The following is a 17,663-nucleotide window of genomic DNA, read 5'->3' on the forward strand; positions in this document are numbered from 1 at the left end:
CACCCGGTGGAGCCTGTCAGGCCGCCGCGGCGATCGGGGCCGGCGACGGCGCGTCCATGGCGCGCAGGTAGACGTCGAGGAGCGTCTCCTGCTCGTCGCGCTCGTCCTTGTCCTGCTTGCGGATCTTCAGGATCTCCTTGAGCACCTTCACGTCGAGACCCTCGCCCTTGGCCTCGGCGAAGACCTCCTTTTTGGCCTCCATCAGGTCCTTGATCTCCTCCTCCAGCCGTTCCACGCGCTCGATGATCGAGCGGATGCGGTCGCCCGCGACGCCCACGGTGTCGGTCATGTCGGTCATGCAGTCCCTCGTCGGATGACGGGGGCACCCTCGCCCGACAGGGTAAGCGGTGGGTTAAGGCCGGGCCGGTGCTTCGACTTGGCCCTGGACCCGGCCCCGGATCCAGCCGGAGATCGCGTCCGCCACGGCGTCGCTGTTCGATTCCAGCATCATCATGTGGCCGTTTCCGCGGATGCCGTGGTCGGCGAGCGCCAGCCGGTCCGGCTTCGCGCCCGCCTGAGTCAGGAAGGCCGCCGTGCAATCGTCCATTGTCGCCCGGAACGACGCCTCGGCGGTCACGATCACCGCCGGCACCCGGGCGAGGTTCGGCAATCGGCGCGCGGGTTCGGCCTGGAGCCAGCAGCGGATCCTGTCGGGCGCGGCGGCGCTCTCCGCCTGGACGACCGTCAGGTCGGCCGGGCCGCTCACCGGCGGCTCGAAGTGCAGCGGCACCCGGGTGATGCCGTAGGGCCGCGCCCGCGCCTCGCCGACGCGCTCGTACCAGTCCGCGCCGCCCTTGAAGCGGATGTCGTAGAAGGTCGGCCCGTTCGGCTCGACGGCGACGTGCGCCTTCACGAGGTCGGGCCGCTGATCGGAGACCGCCCAGCCGAAGACGCCCGCCTGCGAGTGCGTCAGCAGGATCGCCGGGCCGATCTTCTCCAGCAGGGCGATCAGCGCCGGGTCAACCAGCTCCTCGCTCCGCAGCGCGCTGGCGATGTAGGGCACCTGGGAGAGGTAGAACTGATCGAAGGCGGCGTTGCCGCGGATCCCGGCGCCACCCGGCCACTGCGTGTGGAGCTTCGCCTGCGGGTAGAGCGCGGACCGCTCCTGCCCGGTGAACACCGTCTCCAGATCCTCGGCGGGCAGGCGGGCGTAGGGGCCGTAGGTGTCCGGGTCGCCGCCCGAGCGGCCGCGACCGACTTGGTCGACGACGTAGACCGCGAAGCCCTGCGCGGCGAAGCGGTCGGCCCAGCCCGGCCGGCCGTCGGGCGTCCCGAGGAAGTTGGTCCCGGTCTGGGCGGTGCCGTGCACCAGGACGATCGGGTAGGGCTGCGTCACCCGCTCCGGAACGCGGTACTCCACGAACATCTGGCCGGACGCCGTCGTCTTGCCGCCCGCGGTGGCGTAGCGGCCGCCGACGAAGAAGTAGCCCGCGGGCTGCGTCGGCCTGAACGGCCCGTCGGCGGCACCCGGCTCGGCGGCCCCGGACGGGGATGCAATGGCGAGACAGAGCAGGGCCAGCGCCCCGGCGGCGGCGTTCCTCGACATGGCGTCCTCCCGCGGGCGTCTGGCGCGCCCGGCGGGAGGCATATCAGCGTGAAAGTCCGGCCCGGTCCAGCCGGGCGGCCGATCAGGCGTGGGCGAGGCGCGGCTTCTTCCCCAGCGCCTCCTCGACGGTGCCCGCGCCGTCGAGATAGCCGTGGACCTTGGGGTTCGGCATGATCAGCGAGGCCACGAAGGCGATCGCCATCAGGACGGTCACGTACCAGAAGAACGTGCTCTCCATGCCGGCGTCCTTGAACCACAGGGCGACGAACTCGGCGGTGCCGCCGAAGGTGGCGTTGGCGATCGCGTAGGAGAGGCCGACCCCGAGCGCCCGGACGTTGGTGGGGAACAGCTCGGCTTTCACGATACCGCTGATGCCCGTGTAGAACGACACCACGGCGAGCCCGAGGGTGATCAGCGCGAAGGCGAGGTAGGGGTCCTTGTTGGTGCCGAGGGCCGTCATCAGCGGCACCACCATGAGCGTGCCGAGGCCGCTGTAGAGCAGCATGTTGGCCTTGCGGCCGATCTTGTCGGAGAGCGCGCCGAAGATCGGCTGGATGATCATGTAGACGAACAGCACAACCGTCATCGTCTGCGAGGCCGACGTCTTCGGCATGCCGGCGGTGTTGACGAGGTACTTCTGCATGTAGGTCGTGAACGTGTAGAAACTCAGGGAGCCGCCGGCCGTGTAGGCGACCACGACCAGGAACGCCCGCCAGTGCTTGGCCAGCGCGGCGAAGGTGCCGGCGGTCTCCTTGTCGCTGCTGTCCTTCGTCTCGGCCAGGGAGCGCCGGAGATAGAGCGCGACGACCGCCAGCGCGGCGCCGATGAAGAACGGGATGCGCCAGCCCCAGGCGGTGAGTTCCGGGCCGGTCATCACCGTCTGCAGCAGAACCAGGACCAGCGAGGCGAGGAGCTGGCCGCCGATCAGCGTGACGTACTGGAACGAGGCGAAGAAGCCGCGCTTCCCCTTGATCGCGACCTCACTCATGTAGGTCGCCGAGGTGCCGTACTCGCCGCCGACGGACAGGCCCTGGAGCATGCGGGCGAGGAGAAGCAGCACGGGGGCCAGCGTGCCGACATGCTCGTAGGTCGGCAGGATGCCGATCAGCAGCGAGCCGAAGCACATCATCAGCACCGAGATGACCATCGAGGTCCGGCGGCCGACGCGGTCGGCGATGCGCCCGAACAGCCAGCCGCCGATCGGCCGCATGAAGAAGCCCACCGCGAAGATGCCGGCGGTCTGCAGGAGCTGACTGGTCGAATCGCCCTTCGGAAAGAAGGCGGGCGCGAAATAGAGCGCGAAGAACGCGTAGCAGTAGAAATCGTACCACTCGACGAGATTGCCCGACGACGAGCCGACGATCGCCCAGATCCGGCGCTTGCGGTCCGCAGCATCATCGAGGTCGCTCGGTGCGATACCGATCGTATCGTCGCGCGAGGCGGACATGGCGTCTCCGTCGATCAATCTTGGTGCCGGCCGAGGCCGGTCTCTTCTTGGTGCGGCGCGACGTTACAGGTGACGCGCCCGATCGCAAGGCCGTGATCCGACTTAGCCGAGGACAGCGCAGGGCGGTGTCACCGGCCGCGGGTCCACAGTGCCACGGGAGGGAACGGTTCGCCTCAGGACCCCGTTGCGGGCCGGCGTGGGCGTCGATGGCGTTCCGACCACCGCAGGAGGAAGAGGCCATGAAGCGAGTTCTGAGAGACGCGGTCGCGGCCGCCATCGTCGTCGCCGGCGCGGCGACGGCGTTCGCGCAGGGCGGCCCGGGCGGCGGAGGGGCCGGACCCGGTGGTGCGGGCGGCGGCGCCGGCGGCCCGGGTGGTGGGGCCGGAGCGGGCGCGGGTCCGTCCGGCGGCGGCCCTGCCGGCGGCCCTGCTGGCGGTGCCGGCGGCGGGATGAGGGGCGGCGCGCCCGAGGGCGGGGCGATGCGCGGTCCCGGCGGTGCCGAGGGTGGGCCGCGCGGCGCCGAGGGACCGAGTCGCCCGGGCGGCGCGGCCGAGCGCAACGGACCGGCGGACCGGGGCGGCCCGGCCGCGAATCTCGGTGCGGGCGAACGCGGTGCGGGTGAACGCGGTGCCGGCGATCGGGGTGGCCGCGAGCCGGGTGCCGGACCCGAGCGGGGCAACCGCGACGCGGCCGGTCCCGAGCGCGGCGGTCGCGGTCCGGCCGGCGAACGGGACGGCCGTGCCGGTGCCCGCGACCGCGGCGCCGTCCGCGGCGCTGTCGGCCGCCTCGACACCCGTCAGCGGACCGAGTTCCGCAGCTCGATCACGCGTCTGGGCGTCTCGCCGCTCCGGGACGTGGCTTTCGGCTTGGCGATCGGCACCGCGATCCCCCGCTCGGTCAGGCTCCACAGGCTGCCGCCGGCGATCATCGAGCTGGTGCCGGAATACGAGGGCTACGACTTCGTCCTGGTCCGCGACGACATCGTGATCATCGATCCCGACACCTACGAGATCGTGGACGTGATCCCGGCCTGAGCGGGCAATCACAGGAAGATTGGTGGGCCGGGCGGATCCTCTGCCCGGTGCCCTCTACCGTCCGCCGTCCAGGAGCTTCGACACCACGCGCGCCGTGTAGTCGACCATCGGCACGATCCGCGCGTAGTTCAGCCGGGTCGGACCGATCACGCCGACGACGCCCACGATCTTCTGCGAGCCGTCGCGGAACGGCGCCGCGATCAGCGAGGATCCGGAGAGCGAGAACAGCTTGTTCTCCGAGCCGATGAAGATCCGCACGCCCTCGCCGCCCTCGGCGCGGGACAGGAGATCGATCACGTCCTTCTGGGTCTCCAGATCGTTGAACAGGAGGCGGATCCGCTCGAGATCCTCGACCGCGCGCAGGTCGTCGAGCAGGTTGGCCTGCCCGCGCACGATCAGCTGGCGGGCCTCCGTCGGTCCGACCGGCGTGGCGAGCCCGGCGTCGACGAGGCGCTCGGTGATCGCGTCGAGTTCCCGCTTCATCGCCTTGCGACCGGCCTCGATCTCGGCGCGCAGCGTGCCGAGGGTGCGGCCCTGCAGGCGCGCGTTGAGGAAGTTCGTCGCCTCCTGGAGGGCACCGGCCGGCAGGCCCGCCGGCAGGTCCACGAGGCGGTTCTCCACCGAGCCGTCGTCCGAGACGAGGATGACGAGGGCGCGGGCCGGATCGAGGCGCACGAACTCGATGTGCTTCAGGTTGACGTTCGCCTTGGTGGTCAGGACGACCCCGGCGCCCCGGGAGACGCCGGACAGCATGGTCGAGGCCTCGGCCAGGGCCGAGTCGAAGGTGTGACCCGAGGCGGCGGCGCGCATCTGCGCCTCGATGCGCGCCTGCTCGTCCTGGCTGACGTCGCCGAGCTCGAGCATCGCGTCCACGAAGAAGCGCAGGCCGAGCTCCGTCGGCAGGCGGCCGGCGGAGGTGTGCGGCGCGAAGATGAGGCCGGAATGCTCCAGATCCGCCATGACGTTGCGGATCGAGGCCGGCGACAGCGCCATCGGGAGGATGCGCGCGAGATTCCGGGAACCGACCGGCTCGCCGGTCGTGAGGTAGCTCTCGACGATCTGCCGGAAGATCTCCCGGGCACGCTCGTTGAGGGCGGCGAGCGCCTGCATCGCTTGGCCGTTCGAGAAGTTGGAACTGGGGTGTGTCACGGGGTCATCCTGTGGTCCGATCATGTCCAACCGTCCCGCGCGGATCAATCCGTACGGCGATGCTTGCCCGCGGTGGCGCGGCGGCCTAAGAGCCCGGCCCTCGACACTCTCGACAGAAGGGGCCCGCGATGCGGCCTTCCAAGCGTGCCGCCGACGAGTTGCGGCCCGTGAGCCTGGAGCGCGCGGTCTCGCGCTACGCCGAGGGCTCCTGCCTCGTCAGCTTCGGCAACACCCGGGTGCTCTGCACCGCGTCGCTGGAAGAGCGCGCGCCGCCGTGGCTGCGCGGTTCCGGCAAGGGCTGGGTCACGGCCGAGTACGCCATGCTGCCGCGTGCGACGCACGAACGCACCCGCCGCGAGGTCGGTTCCGGGAAGCCGTCGGGGCGTACCCAGGAAATCCAGCGACTGATCGGCCGGTCGCTGCGCGCCGTCACCAACCTCCCGGCCATGGGCGAGCGCCAGATCACGATCGATTGCGACGTGATCCAGGCCGACGGCGGCACCCGGACGGCCGCGATCACGGGCGCCTGGGTGGCGCTGCACGATTGCTTCGCCTGGATGCGGACCCGCTCGATCATCTCCGTCGACCCGCTGCGCGACCACGTCGCCGCCGTCTCGTGCGGACTCTACAAGGGCATGCCGGTCCTCGACCTCGACTACGCCGAGGATTCGGCGGCCGAGACCGACGCCAACTTCGTCCTCACCGGTCGCGGCGGCATCGTCGAGGTGCAGGGCACCGCCGAGATGGAGCCCTTCACGCAGGAGCAGCTCCTCGAGCTCCTCGGCCTCGCCCGTGCCGGCACCGAGCGGCTGGTCGCCCTGCAGAAGGAGGCCCTCGCGTGAGCCGCCGTCTGACCGGGAAGGTGGTCATCGCCACGCACAATGCCGGCAAGCTCGCCGAGATGCGCGACCTGCTCGCGCCGTTCGGGATCGAGGCGGTGTCGGCGGGCGAGCTCGGCCTGCCCGAGCCCGACGAGACCGGCACGATGTTCGCCGAGAACGCGGCGATCAAGGCGCGGGCGGCGGCCGACGCCACCGGGCTGCCGGCCTTCGCGGACGATTCCGGCCTGTGCGTCGACGCCCTGGACGGCGCGCCGGGCATCTTCTCGGCCCGCTGGGCCGGCGCGACCAAGGACTTCACCGGCGCGATGGCGCGAATCTTCGCCGAACTCGACCGGCGCGGGGCCGCCGAGCGCCGGGCGCACTTCGTGTCCGCCCTCGTGCTGGCTTGGCCGGACGGGCACACCGAGCTGTTCGAGGGACGGGTCTTCGGCGACCTCGTCGCCGCGAAGGGCTCCGCGGGCTTCGGCTACGACCCGATCTTCCGGCCGGACGGCCACGACCGCACCTTCGGCGAGATGAGCGCCGAGGAGAAGCACGGGGTCGACTGGCAGCAGGGGCGGGGCCTGTCGCACCGGGCGCGGGCCTTCGTCGAGCTGAGCCGCGCCTGCCTCGCGCCCGGCGCCTGATTGCCAAACGGCGCGCGGGCGCTCACATGCCCGCCATCATGTCATCGACCGGCCCGGACCATCCGACCCGCGACGCGGGCTTCGGGATCTACCTGCACTGGCCCTTCTGCGCCGCGAAGTGCCCGTACTGCGACTTCAACAGCCACGTCCGCCACGCGGGCGTGGACGAGCCGCGCTTCCTGGCAGCCTTCCGCGCCGAGATCGCCCACACCGCCGCCTGCACGCCGGGCCGGACCGTGACCAGCATCTTCCTCGGCGGCGGCACGCCCTCGCTGATGCAGCCCGCGACCGTGGCCGGGCTGCTCGACGCGGTGGCGGAGCATTGGGCAGTCGCGCCGGACGCGGAGGTGACCCTCGAGGCCAACCCGTCGAGCGTCGAGGCGGGCCGCTTCCAGGGCTACCGCGCCGCCGGGGTCAACCGGGTGTCGCTCGGGATCCAGGCCCTCGACGACGCCTCGCTGCGGACCCTCGGGCGCCTGCACGACACCGCGCAGGCGCTCGGCGCGATCGCCCTGGCGCAGTCGGCCTTCGCGCGGACCTCCTTCGACCTGATCTACGCGCGGCCCGGACAGACGCCGGACCTGTGGCGGGCGGAGCTAAGTGACGCGCTCGCGCGGGCCGCCGAGCACCTCTCGCTCTACCAACTCACCATCGAGCCCGGGACGCCGTTCCACGGGCTCGCCGCCGCCGGCAAGCTGGTGACGCCGGACGACGAGGTCGGCCGCGCCCTCTACGACGTCACCCAGGAGCTCTGCGCGAAGGCCGGCCTCCCGGCCTACGAGATCTCGAACCACGCGCGGCCCGGGGCGGAATCGCGGCACAACCTGCTCTACTGGCGCTACGGCGAGTATGCCGGCATCGGTCCGGGCGCCCACGGACGGCTCGTGACGGGACAGGGCCGGGTCGGAACCGTGACGGAGCGGTCGCCCGAGGCGTGGCTCGCCCGCGTCGAGGCCGAGGGCCACGGGATCGTCGAGACCGAGAGCCTCTCGGCCGCCGACCAGGCCGACGAGTTCCTGGTGATGGGCCTGCGCCTGCGCGAGGGGATCGATCCCGACCGCTACGCGGCGCTCAAGGGCCGGCCGCTGAACGGCAACCGGATCGGCATGCTGATCGGGGACGGCCTGCTCGAGCGGCTGCCGGGCGGCCGCATCGCCGCCACGGCGCGGGGGGCGCCGGTGCTCAACGCCCTGGTCGCCGAGCTCGCCGCCTGATCAGATCGCCGGCTTGGCGAGAACCCGGGGCGCCGGGCTGACGGGCGTCGCGGCGTTGTTGCGGATCTCGTAGACCGCGAGGGACCGCTCGCTCTGACCGTCCGGCCGGAACCGGAACGTCCCGTCGACGCCGGCGAAGCCCAGGCCGTTGGTCAGGGTGGTCTCGGCGAAGCGCTGCGAGCCGTAGCGCCGCGACAGGGCCGCTGCGAGCAGCACCGCGTCGTAGGCGAGCGAGGCCACCCGCGGCGGGACGGCGCCGAACCGGGCCTGGTAGCGCGCGCTGAAATTCGAGAAGCCGACGCGGTCCGGCGCGGCGAAGCGGCCACCCTGGAGGGCCGGCACCGCGAACAGTGACGGCTCGTTCCAGAGGGCGGTGCCGAGGGGGCGCACCCGGGCCGGCGAGAAGCCCGCCTTCGTCAGCGCGGCCGCCACGGCGGGCATCGCGTCCGCGGTCTCGGGGATGAACAGCGCGTCGGCGGTGGCACCGGGCCCGGCGATCACCCGCGCGAGCCGCTCGACCGCCGGGCCGGGCGCGCCGGCCGGGTAGCGCTCCACGGCGGCGACGCGCGCGCCCTTTCGGGCGACGACCTCCCGGAACGCCGCCTCGACGGCGTTGCCGTAGGCGGTTTCGGGGATCAGCGCCCCGAAGGACCTTTTCCCGCCCGCGACCGCGTCCTCGACCACGCGGTCCACCTCCGGCTGCGGCAGGAAGCTCAGCAGGTAGACGCCCTGGTTCGCCACGGTCGCGTCCGTGGAGAAGCCGATGACCGGCTTGCCGGCGGTCCTGGCGACGGCCGCGGCGGCCTGCACGCTGCCGGCGAAGAGCGGGCCGAGCACGATCTCGGCGCCCTGCCGCAGCGCCTCCTGGGTCGCCTCCCGGGCGCCGTCCGGACTGCCCCGGTCGTCCTCGACGATGAGCGTCAGGTCGGGCTGCTGGGCCTCGTCGTAGGCGAGCTGCGCCGCGTTGCGCATCGCGGCCCCCACGGTCGATCCCTGGCCGGTCAGCGGCAGCACCAGGGCGACCTTCACCGAGCCCGCCCCGATGCGCCCGCCGCCGCCCGCGGCCGGCATCGACGGCGCCGCGGGCGCGGCGCCCGGCGCATCCGGCACGGCGGCCGGCGGTGACAGCTCGGCCTGCGGCCCGGTCGCGCGTCGCGCGAGGTCGCTGCCGACGCAACCGCCGAGCGAGAGCAGGATCGCGCAGAGCGCGGCGGTCTGGGCGGTGACACGCACGAGACGGTCCCGCGCGCTTGTCGGGCGCGCCATGGCGCGTACTCCTTCGGGCAGGCTCTGCAGCCTGACCGGCGGATTCTCAAATGTAAACGCGGCGGCGGGGACTTGCCCCCCGGCCACGCGGCCTCGCCGCGACGAGAGGCGACCAGTGTGGCAAGATCGCCGGTGATGACCCGCAGATTCGACGACCCGGGGCCCGCCGCCCCGACCCGAGCTCCGTCCCCGAAGCTCGCCCCCGACCGCCCGCGCAGCACGACCTTCACGGCCTTCGGCCTCGCGAGCGAGACCGAACCCCTGTCGCCGGGCCTGCACATCGTGGCGACGCCGATCGGGAACCTGCGCGACATCACCATCCGGGCGCTGGCGACGCTGGCGGCCGCCGACGCGGTCCTGGCCGAGGACACCCGCGTCACCCGGAACCTGCTGGCGCATTACGGGATCACGACGCCGCTGCTCGCCTATCACGAGCATTCCAACGACGCGGTGCGCGAGCGGATGGTGGCGCGGCTCACCGCCGGCGAGGCCCTGGCGCTGGTCTCGGATGCCGGGACGCCGCTCGTCTCGGATCCCGGCTACAAGCTGGTCCAGGCCGCCATCGAGGCCGGGATCGCCATCACGCCCGTCCCGGGGCCGTCCGCGGTGATGACCGCGCTGGTCGCGGCGGGCCTGCCGACCGACCGGTTCTTCTTCGAGGGCTTCCTGCCGCAGAAGGCCGGAGCGCGGCGCAACCGCCTGGAGGCGCTGATCCAGGTTCCCGGCACCCTGGTCCTGTTCGAGTCGCCGCATCGCCTGCCCGACATGCTGGCCGACGCCGCCGCGGTGCTCGGTTCGGAGCGGCCGGCGGCCGTGACCCGCGAGCTGACCAAGCTCTACGAAACCATCCGGCGCGATACGTTGGGCAGCCTGAGCGCACGCTTCGCCCAGGAGGGACCGCCGAAGGGGGAGATCGTGGTGATCATCGGTGCGGCGACGGCGCCGGAGCGCAGCGCGGATTCGGATGCCGCCCTCGACGCCCTGATCCTGGCGGCGCTGGAGCGGCACTCGATCAAGGATGCCGCCAGCCTTGTATCCGACGAGACCGGTCAGCCGAGGCGCCTCGTCTACACCCGCGCGCTGGCGCTGGCGCGGGACCAGGGATGACCGGGGCCCTGCCGGACCGGACCGGCCGGCGCCGCGCCGCCTACCGGCTCGGCCACCGCGCCGAGTGGCTGGCGCTCGCCGCGCTGATGCTCAAGGGGTACTGGCCGATCGGCCGGCGCGTGAGCGTCGCGGGCGGCGAGATCGATCTCGTCGTCCGGCGCTGGAAGACCGTCGTGTTCGTGGAGGTGAAGGCTCGGGCGCGCCGCGACGATGCCCGGGAGGCGATCGACGCCGCCAAGCGGCGGCGGTTCTCCCGCGCGGTCCGCGCCTGGATCGGACGCAATGCGTGGTGTGCCGGGTCGACGTTCCGGGCCGACGCCGTGTTCGTCGGATCCCGCACCTGGCCCGCCCATGTCGAGCGGGTCTTCACCATCGAGGGTCTCTGACGGGCGGCCCGAGGCCGCCGGAGCCGACGCGCCGGGTCTCAGTCCCGAGCGGCGCGGATCGCCCCGATCAGGGTCCGCTTCAGGTCGGCCTGGCTGAACGGCTTCTGGACGACGGGCCTGTCGCGGAACGGCTCGCGGATGCCGGCACCGCCGTAACCGGTCGAGAAGACCAGCGGAAGGTCGCGCTTGGCGATGGCCTCGGCCACCGGGTAGATCGGCTCACCCGCCACGTTCACGTCGAGAATGGCGACCTCGAACGCTTCCTGCGACGCCATCTCCAGCGCGGAGGACAGCCGCGCGGCCGGCCCGACCACGGCGCAGCCGAAATCGAGGAGCATGTCCTCCAGCAGCATCGAGATCGCGGCCTCGTCCTCGACGACGAGAACACGGACGCCGTTGAGGACGTCGTCGTTGGGGTCAGCAATCACGCCGGGCCGTCTTCCCTTCGAATGCCCCCGTCGCCGGGGATCTTGCCATGCGGCTGGTCACGCCTTGCGCACCGCGTGAGCAGCGTCCGGACGGGTGAACGCGGCCCGAGGGTCAGCCCGCGAGACAACCTGAGGCGTCGCCCGTAATGCGCAATGTGTCAAGCGTTCCCGGCCCGTTCCGACACCCAGACCGGGCGCTATGTTAACCGATGATACATTTTTGTGCGGGCGGCTTCGCGCGGGCGTATGCGAGTGTCGCCGCGCGGCCGCTCAATCGTCCTTGAACGTGACATTGGCGCCCCGTGTCACATGCGCGGCGAGGTCGCGGGCGTTCCAGTTGGTCAGGCGGATGCAGCCGTGGGACTCCGTCTTCCCGACCTTCTCGGGCTCGGGCGTCCCGTGGATCCCGTAGCTCGGAATCGCCAAGTCGATCCAGACCAGGCCGACCGGGTTGTTGGGCCCCGACTGGATGGTGAATTTGTGCTGCGCCTTCACGCCTTTGAACGCGTATTTCGGGTTGTAGGTGTAGTCCGGGTCGAACGCGACGCCCTTCACCTTGGTCTCGCCGCTCGGGGCCGGCTTCTCGGCACTGCCGATCGACGCGGGGTAATAGGCCACGAGCTTCCCGTCGGCGCCGTAGGCGCGGACGTCGCGGCTCGACTTGTCGACCTCGATGCGTTCGACCTTCGGCTCCTGGGGCAGATCCTTGCCCTTCGGCTTGTCCGTGCCCATCGGGTCCACCGCCGCGACCGCGATGGTCGTGCCGGCCTTGTCGAGGGGCTTGCCGGGATTGAGCGCGCTGACGAGGTCGCGGCTCATGTGGAAGCGCTCGGCCAGCATCTCGCGGGGATTGGTGTAGCCCATCGACTTGAGCTCGGCCTGCTCCTCCATCTTGGGCGGGATCCGCTCGACGTAGGGGCCAGCGGCGTCGGCCTCGGTGAGCGTGTAGTCCGTGACGGCGGGCTTGTCGCTGGTCGCCTGGAGCTTGTCCCAGATCTCGGGCGTCAGGGTCTCGCCGGCGGGAAGCCCCTGCGCCACCGCGAAGGCCGAGAGGGCGTGACGGTAATTGTCGCCCTTCCGGCCGTCGATCGCTCCGGGATAGAAGCGCGCGCGATCGAGCAGCACCTGGGCCTTGACGATCAGCGGATCGGGCTTGTCGTCCGACGACTTGGCCCGACGGGCCTTCGTGTCGGACTTCGTGCCTTCCCTCTTCCCGGCGCCCGGCTGCGCTAGAGTCGCGGCGTTCACCGCCTCGGCGGTCAGCGCCGGCGGCTGGGCCGTCTCGACCTTCCGGCCCTTCCCGGTCCGGGCGGCTGCGCCGTGCGCGGCCAGACAACTCGCCAGGAGGGCCACGCAGACCGGCCGCCAGGGTTTCGGGATCATCGCCGTCGTCATTCCGGGGAGCGGACGCGCTCCCGAGCCGAGAAATGCCGGACCTGCGGGAACGTTCCACCCGGTTCTACTGGCACAGGCGGTGACCGCCGTTACGCTCGCGCTCGTCGAGGTGGAGATGGTTGGCGTGGGCGGCGTTCGAGCCCGGGCCGAGGACGGTGCGGAAGAAGCCGCAGGCCTTGGCGCGCACCGCGCCGAGGAACTGCGCCTCCTCGGAACCGTCCGGCATCGCCTTGACGGGGATGCTCGCGCGTCCCGCGAAGGCGAAGCCCATGATGTCGGCGGCGTTGGCGAAGGCGTGCTCGCTGAGCTTCGCGTCGACGTCGTGATTCTGTCCCCGGCAGACATAGGAACCGCCGAGTTCGAGCGCGGTCAGCGGATGCTTCAGGGTTCGATCGGCCTCGATCTGCACCTCCGTGACCCAGCGCGCCAGCGCCTCGGCGGTCCGGCAGGTCAGCGTGGCGCCCTGCGGCAGCGTCACGCCGTCGGCGAACTTCGTCACCTTGAGCGGCAGCGGCGCGGTGCACTGGCCTTCGGAGATCGGCGGCAGCGGCTCGAACTCGACCCCGAGACGCTTGAGGCGCGTCCGGCAGGCGGAATCGTCCGGCGGTGTCACCTTGAGCGCCAGGGCGGCCGCGCCCGACAGCTCGGGCGGCCGCGCGGGCGGCGCTGGCGGCGGTGAGGCGATCTCGGGCTTCGTTGTCTCCTTCGCTGTCTCCTTCGCGGGTTCCTTCGGGGCTTCCTTCCCGGCTTCCTGCCCGGACTCCGGCGGCTTGTCCCGGCCATTCTCCCTCGACGGCTCCCGGGCCAGGTCCTTGCTCGGCTCCCTGCTCGGCTCAGCCACGGCAGGTTTCAGCTCGGGCGGCCGCGCCGGCGGCGTCGGTGGTGCCGGCTCGGCGACGGGCGGCTTCAGCGCCTCGGGGCGTTCCGGCGGCAGCGGCGGGGGCGTCGGCACCGTGGCCGCCGGCGTCTCGACGGCGCCGACCGGCGTGGCCGGTAGCGCGAGCCCCGCGGCGAGGGCGCCGCCCGCCAGGAGCGTCGCGGATCGGAGGATCGACAGGCTGCGTCCCGGCATGGGGCCTCGAAGCGTGGGCGTTGGCCTCTACAACGGGCGAGACGCCATTCGGATCGCCCAGACCCGGTTGACGGCCGCGCCGATCGGACCACTGTCTTCCGGATCGCGCCGGCACACCCCATGTCGGCGCACCTGCGGCGCGTACGATCGCGCCGTCGCTTGGACGTCGAGATCGAGGACTGCATGTCGGACGCAGCTGATGCCGGGCTCCCGAGCCTGCCGCCGGACAATCCCTTCCGCGAGGCGCAGTGGAGCACCCCGCACGGCCTCCCGCCGTTCGAGCGGATCCGGCCGGAGCACTACCGGCCCGCGTTCGACGCCGCCCTGGCGGCGCACGATTCCGAGATCCGCGCCATCGCGAGTGAGTCCGCTCCCGCCACCTTCGGCAACACCGTCGAGGCGATGGAGCGGGCCGGCCTCGCCCTCGAGCGCGTCGCCGGCGTGTTCTACAACCTGACAGGCAGCCACACGAACCCCGAGTTGCAGGCCATCGAGCGGGAGATCGGGCCGAAGCTCGCCCGGCACGGCAGCGCCATCTACCTCAACCCCGAGCTCTGGGCCCGGATCTCGGCGATCGACGCCGAGGGCCTGAGCGCGGAGCAGCGCCGGGTCCTCGACCGGTACCGGATCCGCTTCCGCCGGTCGGGGGCGGATCTCGGGCCCGAGGACAAGGCCCGCATCGCCGAGATCGCGGCGCGCATGTCGGAGCTCGGGACCACGTTCAGCCAGAACCTCCTGGCCGACGAGAGCAGCTTCACCCTGCCGCTGCAGGGCGAGGAGGATCTGGCCGGCCTGCCGCCGTTCCTGCGGGCCGCGGCCGAGAGCGCCGCGAAGGAGCGCGGCCTCGACGGGCACGTCATCACCCTGTCCCGCTCGCTGATCGAGCCGTTCCTGGTCTGCTCGACCCGGCGCGACCTGCGCGAGCGCGCCTACGCGGCCTGGACGCGGCGCGGTGAGAACGGCGGCGCGACCGACAACCGGGCGATCATCGCGGAGATCATCCGGCTGCGCGCCGAGCGGGCGCGGCTCCTCGGCTTCGAGAGCTTCGCCCATTTCGCCCTCGACGACACGATGGCGGCGAGCCCGGACGCGGCGACCGGGCTGCTGCGGGATGTGTGGACGCCGGCCCGGGCGCGGGCGGCGGAGGAGCGCGACCGTCTCCAGGCCACCATCCAGGCGGAGGGCCACAACTTCGCCCTCCAGGCGCACGATTGGCGTCACTACGCCGAGAAGGTGCGGCGCACCGAGCACGACCTGGACGAGAGCGAGATCAAGGCGTACCTGCCGCTGGAGCGGATGATCCAGGCGGCGTTCGACACGGCCTCGCGGCTGTTCGGTCTGACCTTCACGGAACTCGCCGACGTGCCGCGCTACCATCCCGATGTCCGGGTCTGGCGGGTCGGCAATCCCGACGGGTCCGAGGTCGGCCTGTTCCTGGGCGACTACTTCGCCCGCGCCTCGAAGCGGTCCGGCGCCTGGATGAGCGCCTTCCGCTCGCAGGAGCGCCTGAACGGGACGGTCACGCCGATCATCGTCAACGTCATGAACTTCGCCAAGGCGCCGGACGGCGAGGCGACGCTGCTGTCCTTCGACGACGCGCGCACCCTGTTCCACGAGTTCGGCCACGCCCTGCACGGGCTGCTCTCGGACGTGACCTACCCGCTCCTGTCCGGGACGGCGGTATCGCGCGACTTCGTGGAGCTGCCCTCGCAGCTCTACGAGCACTGGCTGGAGCAGCCGGAAGTCCTGCGGACCCACGCGCGCCACCATCGCACCGGCGAGCCCATGCCCGACGCCCTGCTGCGGAAGCTGCTCGCCGCGCGGACCTCCAACCAGGGTTTCGCCACCGTGGAGTACACGTCCTCGGCGATCGTCGACATGACCCTGCACCTCTCGGCGGAGGGCGAGGACGGTCTCGACGTACCCGCCTTCGAGGCCGAGGCGCTGCGGCGGATCAGCATGCCGGCCGAGATCAGCATGCGGCACCGGACGCCGCACTTCGCCCACATCTTCTCGGGGGACGGCTACGCCGCCGGATACTACAGCTACCTCTGGTCTGAGGTGCTGGACGCGGACGCCTTCGACGCGTTCCGCGAGGCCGGCGACATCTTCGATCCGGAGACGGCGAAGCGGCTGCGGACCTTCGTGTACGGGGCCGGCAATTTGCGCGACCCGCGCGAGGCCTACACGGCCTTCCGGGGGCGGATGCCGAGCATCGAGCCGCTCCTGAAGAAGCGCGGGCTCGCGGCCTGAGCGACGGGCGTGCGGTAAGGGTTTCGTAAACAAACGTCCTTAACGAACGCTTGCAGCGCGAGGCCGCGTGCGGAGTTCGGGGCGATGACGAAGATCGAAGCCAAGCAGGGCGTTTCCCAGGGCATCTCGCCGGCCGACCTGCTCAAGGCCGCGGTGACCGGCAAGACCGACGCCGCGGCCGCCGCGACCGAGACCGCGGCCTCGCCGGCCGGCGGGAAGTTCGCGCTGGCGTCGCTGGCGCGCCTGGATCCGAAGCGGTTCGCGATCCCGGGGGCTGCCCTCGCGCTGGGCGTCCTCCTGGGCGGGGGCGTCATGGCGCTCTCCCGCCCGGCCTCCGTCCGGCCCGACGCGCTCGCGGCCCTCGAGACGACGCTCGATGCCGGCCGCACCGAGACCGTGCGCCTCGCCGCCGACATCGCGCAGCTCCACACCGTGCTCGCCGACCTGCGCGCCTCGACCGACGTGGCGCGGAAGGAGGCGGCCAGCCGCAGCACCGCCCTCGGCGAGCGCTTGGCGCAGGTCGACAAGAGCCTGAACGGCAAGGTCACGGCCCTCGGCGAGCGGCTCGAGCAGGTCGAGCGCGACCACAACACCCGCCTCAGCGGCCTCGCCGCGCAGCTCGACCGCCGCGCGGCCGCGACTCCGGCCGCCGCGAAGGCGGAGCCGACCCAGACCGGCAGCATCGGCGAGCCCGCCCGCGCCGCCGAGGCGAAGCCCGAGGTCAAGGTCGCGGACGCCAAGGTGAGCGAGCCCAAGCCGAAGCCGGCGGCCGCCGACAAGCCGCCGGTCATCGAGGGCTGGGCCCTGCGGGACGTCTACGAGGGCACCGCGATCCTGGAGAACCGCCGGCGCCGCCTCGTCGAGGTCGCGCCCGGCGACGTCATCCCGGGCGTCGGCCGCGTCGAGGGCGTCGAGCGCCACGGTCGGGAATGGGTGGTGGTGACCCGCCAGGGCCTCGTCACCGCGCAGGCTTGGTAGACCTCAGCGGCCCGTGAACCCGGTCGGCGCCAGCTCGCCGGGCGCGATCGGGAAGCGCGGCTCGATCGTCATCGGATCGGCCAGAGCCGCCGCGCGCTCAGCGCGCCGGCGACCGTGCCTCAGGGCCCGGGTCTGCGCCGCGCGGGTCGGGTGCAGGATGGCAGCGAGCAGGGACTGCCCTTCGAACTCGCTGTCCAGGTTCTTGGCTTCGAAGACGGGCATGGCCGGCCTGCTTGAGTGCGGAACCGGACACTGCCGAAGGCGTCGATCCGGGGCACATCCCCAATAACGGGGATCGCGTGGACAGGTTCCGTCAAGCTTTCGCTCCGCAACCTCTTTTTTACTTTCGTCCAGGCGTCACCCGAATGCAGTGCGGCCGCGCACACCGGCCCGCGGTCAGACGAACTGGTTCAGCCCCGGGATCGAGCCGATGATCGGGCCCATCGCGTCCTCGCCGACCTTCTCGCGGCCGAAGGCGAACAGCTCCTGTCCGAGGGGCTGCATCTGACCCATCGGCACGCCGGCGGCCATCAGCTTCTGGCCGAGCGCCATGACGCCGCCGCCGCCCATCATGCCGCCGAGCATGCCCATCAGGCCGCCGCCGCCGCTCTCGCCGGCATTCGACTCGGCGATCAGCGCCTCGGAGCCCGGCAGGGCCGCCAGCAGCTGGCCGACCTCGGCCGCGGGCCCTTCCTTCTGCAGGAAGGCCAGGATGTGCCCGATGGCGGTCTGAGCGGTCGCGGCGTCGAGCCCGGTGCGGGTGGTGACGCGGGCGAGCAGTTCTTCCATGGTGATGATCTCTTCGGAACGCTTCCAGACGTCCTTCGACTCTGAGGCGTCGGAAATCAAGCGCGCGGCATCGCTTCCCAGGAAAACTCCCCGGTTACAGCGGGCACGGTGCCGCAGCGCGCGACCTCGCC

General features: G+C 72.0%; 18 protein-coding genes. 8 read left to right on the plus strand and 10 right to left on the minus strand.

Features of this window, described 5'->3' with window-relative positions:
- Positions 1–16: 16 nt before the first annotated feature.
- The 3 genes from BM419_RS23675 to BM419_RS23685 all read right to left on the minus strand — a co-directional run bounded on the left by BM419_RS23675 (position 17) and on the right by BM419_RS23685 (position 2,993).
- Positions 17–298: a DUF2312 domain-containing protein gene (locus tag BM419_RS23675; RefSeq protein WP_020091862.1), complete on the minus strand. Its 282-nt coding sequence runs from the start codon at positions 296–298 to the stop codon at positions 17–19.
- Positions 299–352: 54 nt separating this feature from the next.
- A complete protein-coding gene (locus BM419_RS23680) occupies positions 353–1,546 on the minus strand; it encodes an alpha/beta hydrolase (protein WP_091927834.1) in 1,194 nt (397 codons plus the stop codon).
- Positions 1,547–1,628: 82 nt separating this feature from the next.
- Positions 1,629–2,993, minus strand: a complete 1,365-nt coding sequence (locus BM419_RS23685; RefSeq protein ID WP_056528373.1) for an MFS family transporter — start codon at positions 2,991–2,993, stop codon at positions 1,629–1,631.
- A gap of 239 nt (positions 2,994–3,232) precedes the next feature.
- Here BM419_RS23685 and BM419_RS23690 point away from each other — a divergent pair, with 239 nt between their 5' ends.
- Positions 3,233–4,027 carry a DUF1236 domain-containing protein gene (locus BM419_RS23690; protein ID WP_091927835.1) on the plus strand — a complete coding sequence of 265 codons (795 nt, stop codon included), beginning with the start codon at positions 3,233–3,235 and terminating at the stop codon, positions 4,025–4,027.
- Between the two features lie 54 nt (positions 4,028–4,081).
- Here BM419_RS23690 and hrcA read toward each other — a convergent pair whose 3' ends face one another.
- A complete protein-coding gene (gene hrcA / locus BM419_RS23695) occupies positions 4,082–5,137 on the minus strand; it encodes a heat-inducible transcriptional repressor HrcA (RefSeq protein WP_020091867.1) in 1,056 nt (351 codons plus the stop codon).
- Between the two features lie 167 nt (positions 5,138–5,304).
- On the opposite strand from hrcA, the gene rph reads away from it, so the two are divergent.
- The 3 genes from rph to hemW are packed head-to-tail and all read left to right on the plus strand — an operon-like array spanning position 5,305 to position 7,858.
- Positions 5,305–6,018, plus strand: coding sequence for a ribonuclease PH (gene rph, locus BM419_RS23700; protein ID WP_026604745.1), 714 nt, complete (start codon positions 5,305–5,307; stop codon positions 6,016–6,018).
- Positions 6,015–6,644, plus strand: coding sequence for an RdgB/HAM1 family non-canonical purine NTP pyrophosphatase (gene rdgB / locus BM419_RS23705; protein WP_020091869.1), 630 nt, complete (start codon positions 6,015–6,017; stop codon positions 6,642–6,644). Before rph ends, rdgB begins: the two co-directional genes overlap by 4 nt.
- Positions 6,645–6,670: 26 nt before the next feature.
- Positions 6,671–7,858 (plus strand): radical SAM family heme chaperone HemW, encoded by a 1,188-nt coding sequence (hemW, locus tag BM419_RS23710; RefSeq protein ID WP_175556358.1) that lies wholly within the window; start codon positions 6,671–6,673, stop codon positions 7,856–7,858.
- Here hemW and BM419_RS23715 read toward each other — a convergent pair whose 3' ends face one another.
- A complete protein-coding gene (locus BM419_RS23715; protein ID WP_091927836.1) occupies positions 7,859–9,124 on the minus strand; it encodes a penicillin-binding protein activator in 1,266 nt (421 codons plus the stop codon). It abuts the gene before it with no gap.
- A gap of 135 nt (positions 9,125–9,259) precedes the next feature.
- On the opposite strand from BM419_RS23715, the gene rsmI reads away from it, so the two are divergent.
- Both rsmI and BM419_RS23725 read left to right on the plus strand, forming a co-directional pair.
- A complete protein-coding gene (gene rsmI, locus BM419_RS23720) occupies positions 9,260–10,231 on the plus strand; it encodes a 16S rRNA (cytidine(1402)-2'-O)-methyltransferase (RefSeq protein ID WP_091927837.1) in 972 nt (323 codons plus the stop codon).
- A complete protein-coding gene (locus BM419_RS23725; RefSeq protein ID WP_056528391.1) occupies positions 10,228–10,617 on the plus strand; it encodes a YraN family protein in 390 nt (129 codons plus the stop codon). The genes rsmI and BM419_RS23725 overlap by 4 nt, the downstream gene beginning before the upstream one ends.
- A 38-nt stretch (positions 10,618–10,655) precedes the next feature.
- Here the strand turns inward: BM419_RS23725 and BM419_RS23730 are convergent, their stop codons facing one another.
- The 3 genes from BM419_RS23730 to BM419_RS23740 all read right to left on the minus strand — a co-directional run bounded on the left by BM419_RS23730 (position 10,656) and on the right by BM419_RS23740 (position 13,512).
- Positions 10,656–11,045: a response regulator gene (locus tag BM419_RS23730; protein WP_012319888.1), complete on the minus strand. Its 390-nt coding sequence runs from the start codon at positions 11,043–11,045 to the stop codon at positions 10,656–10,658.
- Between the two features lie 270 nt (positions 11,046–11,315).
- Complete coding sequence (locus BM419_RS23735) at positions 11,316–12,428, minus strand: L,D-transpeptidase family protein (protein ID WP_091927851.1); 1,113 nt, start codon at positions 12,426–12,428, stop codon at positions 11,316–11,318.
- 76 nt (positions 12,429–12,504) lie between these two features.
- Positions 12,505–13,512 carry an extensin family protein gene (locus tag BM419_RS23740; RefSeq protein ID WP_091927838.1) on the minus strand — a complete coding sequence of 336 codons (1,008 nt, stop codon included), beginning with the start codon at positions 13,510–13,512 and terminating at the stop codon, positions 12,505–12,507.
- Between the two features lie 183 nt (positions 13,513–13,695).
- Between BM419_RS23740 and BM419_RS23745 the strand changes: the two genes are divergently transcribed.
- Both BM419_RS23745 and BM419_RS23750 read left to right on the plus strand, forming a co-directional pair.
- Positions 13,696–15,765 carry a M3 family metallopeptidase gene (locus BM419_RS23745; protein WP_091927852.1) on the plus strand — a complete coding sequence of 690 codons (2,070 nt, stop codon included), beginning with the start codon at positions 13,696–13,698 and terminating at the stop codon, positions 15,763–15,765.
- A gap of 84 nt (positions 15,766–15,849) precedes the next feature.
- Positions 15,850–16,743: a hypothetical protein gene (locus tag BM419_RS23750; RefSeq protein ID WP_091927839.1), complete on the plus strand. Its 894-nt coding sequence runs from the start codon at positions 15,850–15,852 to the stop codon at positions 16,741–16,743.
- A gap of 3 nt (positions 16,744–16,746) precedes the next feature.
- Here the strand turns inward: BM419_RS23750 and BM419_RS23755 are convergent, their stop codons facing one another.
- Entirely contained in the window at positions 16,747–16,965 is a 219-nt protein-coding gene (locus BM419_RS23755) for a hypothetical protein (protein ID WP_012319883.1), read from the minus strand.
- A 174-nt stretch (positions 16,966–17,139) separates the two neighbouring features.
- Positions 17,140–17,532 carry a DUF2267 domain-containing protein gene (locus BM419_RS23760; RefSeq protein WP_012319882.1) on the minus strand — a complete coding sequence of 131 codons (393 nt, stop codon included), beginning with the start codon at positions 17,530–17,532 and terminating at the stop codon, positions 17,140–17,142.
- Between the last annotated feature and the right edge of the window lie 131 nt (positions 17,533–17,663).

This window comes from Methylobacterium sp. yr668 (genome assembly GCF_900116245.1).
Classification (GTDB): domain Bacteria; phylum Pseudomonadota; class Alphaproteobacteria; order Rhizobiales; family Beijerinckiaceae; genus Methylobacterium.